Origin of the sequence: Enterobacter sp. EGD-HP1, assembly GCF_000733275.2 — a bacterium.
In the GTDB taxonomy this organism is placed as follows: domain Bacteria; phylum Pseudomonadota; class Gammaproteobacteria; order Enterobacterales; family Enterobacteriaceae; genus Enterobacter.
Map to the genome: position 1 here is coordinate 454,829 of NZ_AVOP01000001.1, position 12,157 is coordinate 466,985.

Consider the following 12,157-nt stretch of genomic DNA (forward strand, 5'->3'; position numbering starts at 1 on the left):
TGTCAAACCGATAATATACCTGTATAAATAAACAGTATATTACACAGGGGGCATTTATGCGTATTGAAGTCACCATAGCCAAAACAACCGTTCTGCCTGCCGGCGCGCTTGATGCACTGGCAGGCGAATTATCCCGCCGTATTAACAACACTTTTCCCGACAATACCGGTGCCGTAACGGTACGTTACGCCGCGGCGAACAACCTCTCTGTCATTGGTGCTGCGAAAGAAGATAAAGACCGCATCAGCGAAATCCTGCAGGAAACGTGGGAAAGCGCAGAAGACTGGTTTATCACAGATTAACACTGCTCCCTCATTGTGTTTTTTTGCCGGGTCGCCCCGGCTTTTTTTTGCCTAAAAATTCTGTAAGTTCAAATTAATTCGGCATCTTCTTTAAGAATCGTGAACAAGATGGTGTTTTATTGTTCGAACAATCCTAAAAAGCAGAAAAATGTGTTGCCACCTGTTTATTTTTCCCGTCGGAACCCTTATTACTTGGTATACTGAAGATGCTTTCAGAAAAACATGCATTGAACCTCAGAGCCGTTGTCTTCTAACACGCATTAAGGGGGTTATAATGGAAAAGAATAGTGAAGTGATCCAGACCCATCCACTTGTTGGCTGGGATATCAGTACCGTAGATAGCTACGATGCGCTGATGCTGCGTTTGCACTACCAGACCCCGAATCAACTCAACCGTGAAGAAGCGGAAGTTGGACAGACGCTGTGGCTTACAACAGACGTCGCCCGTCAGTTTATTTCTATTTTAGAGGCAGGTATTGCAAAAATAGAATCTGGCGACTATCAGGAAAATGAGTATAAACGGCACTAAGCTTATGCCCACTTTTCTCTCTACAGGCACCCTCGCGGTGCCTTATTTATTTCTCCCTTGTCTAACCCCGCGTTGTTAATTACTCTGCTAACAAAACATCAGTTTACGAGATGCATATGAGATACGACTTAATCATTATTGGTAGTGGCTCCGTGGGTTCCGCTGCCGGTTATTACGCAACACAGGCGGGTCTGAAGGTCCTGATGATCGATGCCCATCTTCCTCCCCATGCGGAGGGTAGCCATCATGGCGATACCCGCCTCATGCGCCATGCATATGGAGAAGGTGAGCGCTATGTTCCGCTGGTGCTTCGCGCCCAGACGCTGTGGGACGAGCTGGCGAAACAGACCGAAGAGCGTATTTTCGAGTGCACCGGCGTCATTAACCTTGGCCCTGCCCATTCTGATTTTCTCGCCGGCGTTGAGCGCAGCGCGAGAGCCTTTAATCTCGATGTTGAGAAGCTGGACGCCACGGGCATTACCGCTCGCTGGCCTGAAATTACCGTCCCGGACGATTACATCGGCCTCTTTGAAGCCCATTCCGGCGTATTGCATTGTGAAACGGCGATCAAAACCTGGATCGATCTTGCTGCGAAAGCCGGCTGTGCGCAGCTTTTTAACTGTCCGGTAGAGACCATTACCCATGACGACAATGGCGTCACGGTAACGACTATTGACGGCGACTATTCAGCGTCCCGCCTGCTCGTCAGTGCAGGAACCTGGGTCACACGACTGCTGCCGGAACTGCCGATCCTGCCGGTACGCAAGGTCTTCTCCTGGTTCCAGTCGGATGGACGCTACAGCGCGCAGAATAAATTCCCGGCCTTCACCGGCGAATTACCGAATGGCGATCAGTTCTACGGCTTCCCTTCCGAGAAGGACGCGCTGAAAATCGGTAAACACAACGGTGGCCAGGCTATCGCCTCCCCTGAAGAGCGTAAGCCTTTCGGCGCCGTCCCACAGGATGGCTCAGAAGCCTTCTCGTTCCTGCGTACTATTCTTCCTGGCGTCGGTGGCTTGCTGTATGGCGCGGCCTGTACCTACGACAACACGCCGGATGAAGACTTTATCATTGATACGCTGCCAGGGCATGACAACGTTCTGCTGATCACCGGGCTGAGCGGCCATGGCTTTAAGTTCGCTTCCGTGCTGGGTGAAATCGCCGCGCAGTTTGCCCAGGGTATCACGCCGCAGTTTGATCTGACGCCCTTCTCACTCTCGCGTTTTAACGGATAATCCGCCACGGGCTCCGGACGTCCCGGGGCCCGTTTCATTCACACTGCATTTCGGGGCGTTATGCGCAGAATCGTTAGCTTTCTGATGAATAATATTCGCGAGCATTTCATGCTCTATATCTTATTGTGGGCGCTGCTGGCTATTATTGATTTTGTTTACATTGTATTTTATTGAAAAGTCGAACTGACAATAATTGACATTAGCTTAGCTTTATTGAAACTCTCTATTTTACTTGCACGAAGACATTGAATTACCTTTATCGATCCCGTTCAAAATCGCTGAAATAAATAAAATAAAAATCAATAGACAATTATTTCAGTTGCAATATCCCATCTTCCCGTTCATTTTTACCCTTCGGTTAATTTGAAAATGGACATTCTGATGCAATTGCGTAACACCTCCCGGCGCTACGGAATAATATCCATAGGTTTGCACTGGATATTTGCTATTGCCGTCTACGGTATGTTTGGACTTGGGCTCTGGATGGTCACGCTCAGCTATTACGACGGCTGGTATCATCAGGCACCGGAGTTACATAAAAGCATTGGTGTTCTCCTGATGCTGGGGCTCATTTTTCGCGTGATCTGGCGACATATTTCCCCGCCGCCCGCCGCGCCGAGGACCCACGGTAAGATGACACGCGTCAGTGCGGTTGCCGCGCATATCGCGCTCTATGCGCTGCTCTTCGCCATTCTGATTAGCGGCTACCTTATCTCGACGGCAGACGGTAAGCCAATTAGCGTCTTTGGCCTTTTTGACGTCCCGGCAACGCTCAGCGATGCGGGCGCTCAGGCTGACACCGCCGGGGTCATTCACCTCTGGCTTGCGTGGAGCGTCGTGATCCTGTCCGTGCTGCACGGTCTTGCAGCCCTCAAACACCACTTTATTGATAAAGACGATACGCTAAAGCGCATGCTTGGCCGCTCGTCAGTTGACTCTGGAGCATAAAATGAAAAAACACCTGCTGGGTATCGCATTGGGTTCTCTGTTATTCACCGCCGGTTCTGCCGTAGCGGCTGATTATAAAATTGATAAAGAGGGCCAGCACGCTTTCGTCAATTTCCGTATTCAGCACCTGGGATATAGCTGGCTATACGGTACCTTTAAGGATTTTGACGGCACATTCACCTTTGACGAGAAAAATCCTGCCGCCGACAAGGTCAACGTGACCATTAATACTAACAGCGTGGATACCAATCATGCTGAACGCGATAAACATCTGCGCAGCGGGGAATTCCTCAATGTCGGGAAATACCCACAGGCTACTTTCACCTCCACGGAAGTGAAAAAAGACGGTGATAAGCTGAATATTACCGGCAACCTGACGCTTAATGGCGTAACAAAACCGGTCACGCTTGATGCAAAATTACTGGGTCAGGGTGACGACCCGTGGGGCGGTAAACGCGCAGGATTTGAAGCGGCGGGCAAAATTCACCTGAAAGATTTTAATATCACAACGGATTTAGGCCCGGCGTCTCAGGACGTTGAGCTGATTATTTCCGTTGAAGGTGTCCAGCAGAAATCATAATAGATTCGCCCGGCAGGCTTTCGCCGTGCCGGGCGTTATTATCATTCGGGATCAGGGATACCCAGTTTGGTATTCAGACGGCCGCGTGATTTATTGAAAATCTTGTTGCCGTTTTCACGTCCTGCGCGACGGCGACGCTGCTCTTCTTCCGGCAGGATGCTCTCTTCGCTGCACAATTCGCTACAGCAGCCGTTAAACTTCTCGGCACAGGCCGGACACTGAATAAACAGCAGATGGCACCCGTCGTTTTTGCAGTTGGTATGGGTATCGCACGGCGCGCCGCACTGGTGGCACTGGGCAATAACGTCTTCCGAGATACGCTCACCCATACGCTCGTCAAAGACAAAGTTTTTCCCGATAAAGCGTACCGGTAAACCCTGCTCGCGGGCGCGGCGGGCGTACTCGATAATGCCGCCTTCAATATGCCAGACCTTATTAAAGCCGTTGTGCTTCATCCACGCGCTGGCTTTCTCACAGCGGATACCGCCGGTGCAGTACATAACGATCTTTTTATCCTTATGTTCCTGCATCATCTCAACCGCTTTGGGCAGCTGCTCGCGGAAGGTGTCGGCCGGGATTTCCATCGCGTTCTCGAAATGCCCCACTTCGTACTCATAGTGGTTACGCATATCAATGAACACGGCATCCGGATCGTCCAGCATCGCATTCACTTCCGCAGCCTTGAGATATTCACCGACATCCGCCGCGTTAAACTTAGGATCGTCGATACCGTCCGCCACGATGCGCTCACGCACCTTCATGCGCAGCACCCAGAAGGATTTCCCGTCATCGTCCAGGGCAATGTTCAGGCGCAAGCCGTCGAGGGCCGGATCGAACTGATAAAGCACGTCGCGGAAAGCGCTGACTTTGCTTTCCGGTACGCTAATTTGCGCGTTAATGCCTTCACGGGCAAGGTAGACGCGGCCGAAGACGTTCAGCGCCGTGAACGCCTGATAAAGCGCGTCGCGGGTCGCCTGCGGATCGTTGATGGTGAAGTATTTGTAGAAAGAGATGGTTGTGCGCGGTTCGGTTTCAGCCAACATGCGCGCTTTTAACATCTCGTTCGACACGCGGTTGTGTAACACTGGCATGGTGTACAGTCCTGGAATCGTTAGAGAGAATGAAAAATCGGTCGGCATCATATAGCAAACAAAACCAATTTACATCCACACAATTTACGCTACATTTCACACACCCTGATTAATCAGGCTTAACAATTGCTGTATTCGTGCACGCTTCGAAAGCAGATATTTTGGCTACGTCTCAAAAAATGAGACACTAGCAAAACAGGACGTTTGAACACAGGAATGACATGACCCAGTTACCAAAATTTACTGCCGCCCTTTTGCATCCCCGCTATTGGTTGACCTGGCTTGGCATCGGCTTTTTATGGCTTCTGGTACAGCTTCCCTACCCTGTTATTTTTCGGTTGGGTAAATTTCTGGGCCGTTTCGCGCAACTGTTCATGAAGCGTCGCGCCAGAATCGCGTACCGCAATCTTGAGCTGTGTTTTCCGCAGATGAGCGAATCAGAGCGTCACGATATGGTCGCGAAGAATTTCGAATCTGTCGGGATGGGGCTCATGGAAACCGGTATGGCCTGGTTCTGGCCGGACAAACGCATGGCCCGCTGGAGCGAGGTGACGGGAACCGGTATGGAGCCGGTACATACGCTTCAGGCCAATCAGACGGGTGTGCTGCTGATCGGCGTCCATTTCCTGACGCTGGAAATCGGGGCGCGCATGTTCGGCATGCAGGCGCCGGGCATTGGCGTTTATCGTCCAAACGATAACCCGGTCATCGACTTAATCCAGACCAACGGCCGCATGCGCTCCAACAAAAGCATGATCGACCGTAAGGATCTGAAGGGGATGATCCGCGCCCTGAAATCCGGTGAAGTGGTCTGGTATGCCCCCGACCACGACTATGGCCCACAGGCCAGCGTATTTGTCCCCTTCTTCGCCGTTGAAGAGGCCGCCACAACGACCGGTACCTGGATGCTGGCGCGTATGTCCAAAGCCGCCATCGTGCCTTTTGTTCCCCGCCGTAAGCCGGATGGGTCAGGCTACGAGCTGATGATGCTGGAGCCGGAACTCGCGCCGCCGCTTGACGATGCGGAAACCACCGCACGCTGGATGAACAGCGTTGTGGAGAAGTGCATCATGCTGGCGCCTGAACAGTATATGTGGCTGCACCGCCGTTTTAAAACGCGGCCAAAAGGCACCCCGTCCCGCTATTAATCCTCATGCGGCCCTCAGGGCCGCATGCCGTTTTAGCTTTAAAAGCTCCTCCTCATTGCGGCAATCATAACCCAGGCGCATAATTAGCAGGCTTATTACTTTATGCTTCAGGTGCACTGCACCTCATTATGCGGATAGTTATGTCACCCTCAGATGCCCCCATAAACTGGAAGCGTAACCTCACGGTTGCGTGGCTTGGCTGTTTTCTTACCGGCGCGGCGTTTAGCCTGGTCATGCCCTTCCTGCCGCTCTATGTCGAACAGCTGGGCGTGACGGGCCACAGTGCGCTCAATATGTGGTCTGGCCTGGTATTCAGCATCACGTTTCTCTTTTCCGCGATAGCCTCGCCCTTCTGGGGCGGCCTTGCCGACCGCAAGGGACGTAAAATCATGCTGCTGCGTTCGGCGCTGGGGATGGCCATTATCATGGCGCTGATGGGCGTGGCGCAGAACGTCTGGCAGTTTCTGATCCTGCGCGCGCTGCTGGGCCTGCTGGGGGGATTTATTCCCAATGCGAATGCCTTAATCGCCACGCAAATCCCCCGCCATAAGAGCGGCTGGGCGCTGGGGACACTCTCCACCGGCGGCGTGAGCGGTGCTCTGCTGGGGCCACTGGCCGGTGGATTACTGGCGGATAACTACGGCCTGCGCCCGGTCTTTTTCATCACCGCTAGCGTGTTGTTCCTGTGCTTTATCGTCACCCTGCTCTGTATTCGTGAAAACTTCACGCCTGTCGCCAAAAAAGAGATGCTCCACGCCAGGGAGGTGCTGACCTCGCTTAAAAATCCCAGACTGGTGCTGAGCCTGTTCGTGACGACAATGATTATCCAGGTGGCTACCGGGTCTATTGCCCCTATTCTGACGCTGTACGTTCGCGATCTGGCGGGTAGCGTCAGCAATATTGCGTTCATCAGCGGGCTGATCGCCTCCGTACCCGGCGTGGCGGCGCTGCTGAGCGCCCCGAGGCTGGGAAAGCTGGGGGATCGGGTGGGTCCGGAAAAAATCCTGATCTGCGCGCTGGTCATTTCCGTCCTGCTGCTTATCCCGATGTCGATAGTGCAGTCTCCGTGGCAGCTGGGTTTACTTCGCTTTTTACTGGGTGCCGCCGACGGCGCGTTGCTGCCCGCCGTACAGACCCTGCTGGTCTACAACTCCACGAACCAGATTGCCGGGCGTATCTTCAGCTATAACCAGTCATTCCGGGATATCGGTAACGTCACCGGACCGCTGCTCGGTGCCGGGATTTCCGCCAGCTTCGGTTTTCGCGCCGTCTTTATTGTGACGGCAGGCGTCGTGTTGTTCAATGCCATTTATTCATGGTTCAGTTTATCCCGCGCGCTGCGGCCCGCGACGGAATAAGACGAACGCCTGACGGCTTATTTTCGCATTCATACTTGCAGAATCTTATATTCAGCTATTCTTTCCCTGAAACCTTCTGGAAAACAGGGAGACACCAATGACCATGTACGCCACGCTGGAAGAAGCTATTGATGCCGCTCGTGAAGAATTCCTCGCCGACAACCCCGGCGTTGAAGAAGAAGATGCTGACGTGCAACAGCTTAATATCCAAAAATACGTTCTGCAGGATGGGGATATTATGTGGCAGGCCGAATTCTTTGCCGATGAAGGGGAAGAAGGGGAATGTTTGCCGATATTAAGCGGTGAAGGTGCGCAGGCCGTCTTTGATGGCGACTATGACGAAATTGAACTTCGGCAGGAATGGCTGGAAGAGAACACCCTGCACGAGTGGGATGAGGGTGAGTTTCAGCTCGAGCCACCGCTGGATACGGAAGAAGGTCAAACCGCAGCCGATGAGTGGGACGAGCGTTAATTTACGCTATTCGTAAGGGCCGTGGCTGGCATCGATCGGCAGCAAAAGCGTGTCGAAAATCAGCGAGAACGGCAGATCGAGCACGGTCAGATAGCGCCATGCGGAATCACGGAGATCCCATTTCACGCCCGGGTAATACTGATTCCCATGGCCTTGCCCTGGAATGGTGCGGCTGATGATACTCCCGCAGCCGCTGAGCAGGCATGCCATCATGACGACGATGATTATTCTCATCTCTAACCTCTAAAAAAATACCGGCCTCACAGCCGGTATTTTATCTGGCGGGTGGCGCTTCGCTTACCCGCCTCTTCTTAACAATTTACTTCGCCTTCAGGGCGAGCGGGTTCAGCTTCACGTCCTTATAGTAGTTCACCCACGAAGAGTATTTCTCCGGAGCGGACCACACGCGGTAGTGAAGACGCGCCATTGTCACCGGGTCGCTCAACAGCACCAGACGACGGTCGCGGTTGAGTTTTTCCGGGGTCTCGTTAAGCGCCTGCTCAACGTGACGATCGCGAGCAATCTCCAGCACCTGGCTGGCACGGTGGCGCGCAGTGGCCATCGCCGTTGCCAGGGCGTTGAATGACGGGTTAAACACGGCGTGCATGAAGCCGTCATCCAGTGAGCGACTGCGGTTCTGTTCCAGGTAACGATCGGTATCCACCAGCACCTGCGGCGGGGAATACTCTTCCGGGATCAGGAACAGTTTCCAGCGTTTGGTTCTGAGCCCCACCGTTGAACGGCTGGAAATCACGGACACAAACGGCGACAGGATCAGCGAGAAGACAATCGGCGCCAGCCAGAACAGGAAGCGCAGATCCAGCCAGGCCATCCCGGCCGCCCACACCAGACCCAGCAGCAGCTGAGACCCGTGGCGCATAAAGGCTTCACTCCACGGCGTGGAGTCGTCGTCACGCTGCGGTGAGTTCCAGACCACTTCCCAGCCCAGGAACGCACTGACCACAAACACGGTGTGGAACAGCATACGTACCGGCGCCAGCAAGACGGAGAACAGCACTTCCAGCAGCAGAGAAAGGGTCACGCGGAAGAAACCGCCGTACTCCTTCGAGCCTTTGCACCAGATCAGAATGATGCTGAGCAGCTTAGGCAGGAACAGCAGCACCATGGTGGAGGCAAACAGCGCAATCGCCAGCTCCGGACGCCACTGCGGCCACACCGGGAACAGCTGGCGCGGTTGCAGGAAGTATTGCGGCTCCGTGAGGGCATGGACGACCTGCAGCGCAGTGGAGAGCGCGAGGAACATAAACCACAGCGGTGCGGAGAGATAAGACATCACGCCCGTCAGGAACACCGCACGGTGAACCGGGTGCATCCCTTTTACCAGGAACAGGCGGAAGTTCATCAGGTTACCGTGACACCAGCGGCGGTCACGCTTGAGTTCGTCCAGCAGGTTCGGCGGCAGCTCTTCGTACGATCCCGGCAGGTCGTAGGCAATCCAGACGCCCCAGCCAGCACGACGCATCAACGCCGCTTCTACGAAGTCATGCGACAGAATAGAGCCCGCAAACGAACCCTCACCCGGCAGCGGCGCCAGCGCACAGTGCTCAATGAACGGCTTCACGCGGATGATGGCATTGTGACCCCAGTAGTGGGATTCACCCAGCTGCCAGAAGTGCAGACCCGCCGTAAACAGCGGCCCGTAAACACGGGTGGCGAACTGCTGGCAGCGCGCATACAGCGTGTCCATACCGGACGCTTTTGGCGAGGACTGAATGATACCCGCGTTAGGGTTGGCTTCCATCAGGCGCACCAGACCGCTCAGGCAGTCTCCGCTCATGACGGAGTCAGCATCCAGTACCACCATATAGCTGTACTGGTTACCCCAGCGACGGCAGAAGTCATCAATGTTACCGCTTTTACGCTTCACACGGCGGCGGCGGCGGCGGTAGAAGATCTGGCCTTCGCCCTGCACTTCGGCAATCAGCTCCATCCACGCTTTTTGTTCTGCCACGCAGATATCCGGGTTGTAGCTGTCGCTCAGGATGTAAACGTCGAAATGCGCCGCGTTGCCGGTCGCCTTCACGGACTCCCAGGTCGCACGCAGGCCCGCAAATACGCGGTCAACGTCTTCGTTACAGATAGGCATAATCAGCGCGGTACGGTGCTCAGGATTGAGGGGTTCATCCCCGACCGTTGACGCTGAAATGCTGTATTTGTCACGCCCCATCAGCAGCTGCAGGAAGCCCATCAGCGCGGTCCAGAAACCGGCCGAGACCCAGCAGAAGAGAACCGCGAACAGCAGGAGAATACCGCTCTGCAGGATATACGGCAGCAGCTGCATGAAGGAGACCCAGAGATCCTGGCCCATCATGTCCGTCGGGTTGATAAACGCCCAGCCCTGGTAAGGCAGAATGGTTTTCATGTACCAGGTCGCGACGACCGTCTGCGCCAGCGTCAGTAGGAGTAGAATGTAGCGACGGATGGTCCCCACGGTACGCCATTTCTGTTCGGACGCCTGCTCTTCTTTCGTCAGGCGTGACAGATAGCGCGGCGTCACATCACGCCCGCGCAGGCGATCCCAGAAGCGACCCACCGGGTTGGTTCGCCATGGATCGGGGAACATCGAGGAGCGCGTGGCCTTCGGCATCGCCTGAAGCTGATCGCGTCCTTCATCGTCTTTAATCAACTGCCCTTCCGCCAGCGAGTCCGGCCAGGCCTGCTCCAGACGCGCCTTGACTGACCCGAGCGGCGTATCATCATCACGGGAAAACTGACGATGTTCACCATCCAGCGCGGTGTGAACCGCGCGGATGTCGCTCTTAGGCAGTGCCGCTTTTTCGATATCCGTCAGCGGCATGGCATCAATATATTCAGATGTATTATTCATTGGCAGGTAGCTGATAGCTCCAGGTTTCACTCAGCGGCTGATCGTCACTGACCAGCGCAGCGCGCATTTCAGTGGTCTGTTTCGGATCTTTCACTTTCACGCGCAGGGTCAGACGCCAGCCTTTGGTTACCGGGTTGTAACGCACGGTATTCTCAACGATTTCACCGTTATCCCCGATGCTTGCCTGAGCGGCAACGGCGGTATCCGGTGACAGTTTCTTCATATCCTGACCTGTGAAGTCCACGACGAACGCCACGGTACCGTCAGGCTGACGGATAAGATTAGACTGCTTCACATCCCCCGTTGAGCGGCGAGTCTGCATTACATACGCGTTATCCGGCGCATGCAGCTTATCTTCGTCGCGGCTGAAGGTAATGGTGTACTTGAAGTTCATCTCTTTACCGGCTTCCGGGAGCTGATCCGGTGTCCAGTAAGCGACGATGTTATCGTTGGTTTCGTCGTTGGTTGGAATTTCTACCAGCTCGACCTTACCTTTACCCCAGTCACCGTTTGGCGTGACCCAGGCGCTTGGACGCTGGTCATAGCGATCGTCCAAATCTTCAAAGCGGGAAAACTGACGACCACGCTGCAGCAGGCCGAAACCTTGCGGGTTTTCCATCGCGTAGCTGCTAACCGCCAGATGTTTCGGGTTATTCAGCGGACGCCAGATCCACTCACCGTTACCGGCATGAATAGACAGACCGTTGGAGTCATGCAGTTCCGGGCGGAAGTTGGTTGCCGGAGACGGCTGGTTCGGCCCAAACAGGAACATACTGGTCAGTGGTGCAACACCCAGTTTGCCCACTTTATCACGCAGGTAAACTTTGGACTGCACGTCAACTACCGTGTCACGGCCCGGCATAATCACAAAGCGATAGGCACCGGTTGCACGCGGGGAATCCAGCAGTGCATAAATGGTCAGACGTTTGTCCGTTGGTTTTGGACGTTCAATCCAGAACTCACGAAAACGCGGGAACTCTTCACCTGATGGCAGCGCGGTATCAATAGCCAACCCACGCGCAGAAAGCCCGTACACCTGCCCCGCGCCAATGACGCGGAAATAGCTGGCACCCAGCATGCTGACGATTTCGTCGTTTTTATCTTTGCTGTTGATCGGGTAAAGCACCTTAAAGCCTGCGAAGCCCAGGTCTTTCACCGTATCTTTGTCGTGTTGCACATTGCCAAAATTGAAGTAATCCGGGCTGTACTTGATCTTACGTACTGCTGTCGCCGTCACTTCATTGATGGCAACAGGCGTGTCGAAGTACATACCCTGATGATAAAACTCAAGCTTGAACGGGGTCTTTATATTGCTCCAGTACGCTTTGTCGTGATTGAACTGGATCTGCTGATAGTCCGCATACTTCATGTCGCGGAAAACGGAGGGCAAGTTACTTTTCGGCGCTTCGTAGCTCTTGCCTGCCATCGATTTTGCCTGTTTTGCGACATCGTCGATGTTAAAGGCCAGTGCCGATGAGGTATACAGTGATAACACCACTGCAGCACCCAACCAACGCATTTTCATCATCTGTGGTTTATGTTTCATAATAAGTAAGCACTTCCCCCTTTGTGTGCTTATATCGATCCGATCCATTTTAATGGAAACTCAGGCAATCCGACAACATTATCACTGCTTTGTTCAGCTG

Annotated in this window: 13 protein-coding genes; 9 read left to right on the forward strand and 4 right to left on the reverse strand. The window is 54.0% G+C overall.

Translation table 11 applies throughout. From position 1 onward, the window contains the following. Window positions 1–56 precede the first annotated feature (56 nt). The 6 genes from dinI (at window position 57) to N037_RS02280 (ending at window position 3,594) form a co-directional block, all read left to right on the forward strand. Window positions 57–302, forward strand: a complete 246-nt coding sequence (dinI, locus tag N037_RS02260) for a DNA damage-inducible protein I (protein WP_032638656.1) — start codon at window positions 57–59, stop codon at window positions 300–302. 274 nt (window positions 303–576) lie between these two features. Beyond that, on the forward strand, window positions 577–831 hold the full coding sequence (gene bssS, locus N037_RS02265; RefSeq protein WP_008500827.1) for a biofilm formation regulator BssS: 255 nt from the start codon (window positions 577–579) through the stop codon (window positions 829–831). 116 nt (window positions 832–947) lie between these two features. Then, the gene (gene solA, locus N037_RS02270; protein WP_032639140.1) at window positions 948–2,066 is read left to right on the forward strand and encodes an N-methyl-L-tryptophan oxidase; all 1,119 of its coding nucleotides are present in this window, start codon (window positions 948–950) and stop codon (window positions 2,064–2,066) included. A 60-nt stretch (window positions 2,067–2,126) separates the two neighbouring features. Further along, on the forward strand, window positions 2,127–2,240 hold the full coding sequence (locus N037_RS23390) for a YceO family protein (RefSeq protein WP_032638658.1): 114 nt from the start codon (window positions 2,127–2,129) through the stop codon (window positions 2,238–2,240). 207 nt (window positions 2,241–2,447) lie between these two features. Next, on the forward strand, window positions 2,448–3,014 hold the full coding sequence (locus N037_RS02275; RefSeq protein ID WP_023335252.1) for a cytochrome b: 567 nt from the start codon (window positions 2,448–2,450) through the stop codon (window positions 3,012–3,014). Window position 3,015: 1 nt separating this feature from the next. Further along, a complete protein-coding gene (locus N037_RS02280; RefSeq protein WP_024909002.1) occupies window positions 3,016–3,594 on the forward strand; it encodes a YceI family protein in 579 nt (192 codons plus the stop codon). Between the two features lie 41 nt (window positions 3,595–3,635). On the opposite strand, the gene trhO is transcribed toward N037_RS02280, so the two are convergent. Then, window positions 3,636–4,685: an oxygen-dependent tRNA uridine(34) hydroxylase TrhO gene (gene trhO / locus N037_RS02285; RefSeq protein ID WP_032638663.1), complete on the reverse strand. Its 1,050-nt coding sequence runs from the start codon at window positions 4,683–4,685 to the stop codon at window positions 3,636–3,638. A 221-nt stretch (window positions 4,686–4,906) separates the two neighbouring features. On the opposite strand from trhO, the gene N037_RS02290 reads away from it, so the two are divergent. The 3 genes from N037_RS02290 (at window position 4,907) to N037_RS02300 (ending at window position 7,663) form a co-directional block, all read left to right on the forward strand. After that, entirely contained in the window at window positions 4,907–5,833 is a 927-nt protein-coding gene (locus N037_RS02290) for a Kdo(2)-lipid IV(A) acyltransferase (protein WP_032638664.1), read from the forward strand. A gap of 140 nt (window positions 5,834–5,973) precedes the next feature. Then, the gene (mdtG, locus tag N037_RS02295; RefSeq protein ID WP_032638666.1) at window positions 5,974–7,191 is read left to right on the forward strand and encodes a multidrug efflux MFS transporter MdtG; all 1,218 of its coding nucleotides are present in this window, start codon (window positions 5,974–5,976) and stop codon (window positions 7,189–7,191) included. Between the two features lie 97 nt (window positions 7,192–7,288). Then, window positions 7,289–7,663 (forward strand): MysB family protein, encoded by a 375-nt coding sequence (locus N037_RS02300; RefSeq protein ID WP_023311118.1) that lies wholly within the window; start codon window positions 7,289–7,291, stop codon window positions 7,661–7,663. Window positions 7,664–7,669: 6 nt separating this feature from the next. Here N037_RS02300 and N037_RS02305 read toward each other — a convergent pair whose 3' ends face one another. The 3 genes from N037_RS02305 to mdoG form a co-directional block, all read right to left on the reverse strand. Beyond that, window positions 7,670–7,897, reverse strand: coding sequence for a YceK/YidQ family lipoprotein (locus tag N037_RS02305; RefSeq protein WP_024908995.1), 228 nt, complete (start codon window positions 7,895–7,897; stop codon window positions 7,670–7,672). Window positions 7,898–7,982: 85 nt separating this feature from the next. After that, window positions 7,983–10,511: a glucans biosynthesis glucosyltransferase MdoH gene (gene mdoH / locus N037_RS02310; RefSeq protein ID WP_032638668.1), complete on the reverse strand. Its 2,529-nt coding sequence runs from the start codon at window positions 10,509–10,511 to the stop codon at window positions 7,983–7,985. Then, on the reverse strand, window positions 10,504–12,057 hold the full coding sequence (gene mdoG / locus N037_RS02315) for a glucans biosynthesis protein MdoG (RefSeq protein ID WP_032638672.1): 1,554 nt from the start codon (window positions 12,055–12,057) through the stop codon (window positions 10,504–10,506). The genes mdoH and mdoG overlap by 8 nt, the downstream gene beginning before the upstream one ends. Window positions 12,058–12,157 lie beyond the last annotated feature (100 nt).

What these genes read in the sequence shown, in the direction of transcription:
- dinI (WP_032638656.1), top strand. Translation starts at nt 57, where the DNA reads ATGCGTATTGAAGTCACCATAGCCAAAACAACCGTTCTGCCTGCCGGC.
- bssS (WP_008500827.1), top strand. Translation starts at nt 577, where the DNA reads ATGGAAAAGAATAGTGAAGTGATCCAGACCCATCCACTTGTTGGCTGG.
- solA (WP_032639140.1), top strand. Translation starts at nt 948, where the DNA reads ATGAGATACGACTTAATCATTATTGGTAGTGGCTCCGTGGGTTCCGCT.
- N037_RS23390 (WP_032638658.1), top strand. Translation starts at nt 2,127, where the DNA reads ATGCGCAGAATCGTTAGCTTTCTGATGAATAATATTCGCGAGCATTTC.
- N037_RS02275 (WP_023335252.1), top strand. Translation starts at nt 2,448, where the DNA reads ATGCAATTGCGTAACACCTCCCGGCGCTACGGAATAATATCCATAGGT.
- N037_RS02280 (WP_024909002.1), top strand. Translation starts at nt 3,016, where the DNA reads ATGAAAAAACACCTGCTGGGTATCGCATTGGGTTCTCTGTTATTCACC.
- trhO (WP_032638663.1), bottom strand. Translation starts at nt 4,685, where the DNA reads ATGCCAGTGTTACACAACCGCGTGTCGAACGAGATGTTAAAAGCGCGC.
- N037_RS02290 (WP_032638664.1), top strand. Translation starts at nt 4,907, where the DNA reads ATGACCCAGTTACCAAAATTTACTGCCGCCCTTTTGCATCCCCGCTAT.
- mdtG (WP_032638666.1), top strand. Translation starts at nt 5,974, where the DNA reads ATGTCACCCTCAGATGCCCCCATAAACTGGAAGCGTAACCTCACGGTT.
- N037_RS02300 (WP_023311118.1), top strand. Translation starts at nt 7,289, where the DNA reads ATGACCATGTACGCCACGCTGGAAGAAGCTATTGATGCCGCTCGTGAA.
- N037_RS02305 (WP_024908995.1), bottom strand. Translation starts at nt 7,897, where the DNA reads ATGAGAATAATCATCGTCGTCATGATGGCATGCCTGCTCAGCGGCTGC.
- mdoH (WP_032638668.1), bottom strand. Translation starts at nt 10,511, where the DNA reads ATGAATAATACATCTGAATATATTGATGCCATGCCGCTGACGGATATC.
- mdoG (WP_032638672.1), bottom strand. Translation starts at nt 12,057, where the DNA reads ATGAAACATAAACCACAGATGATGAAAATGCGTTGGTTGGGTGCTGCA.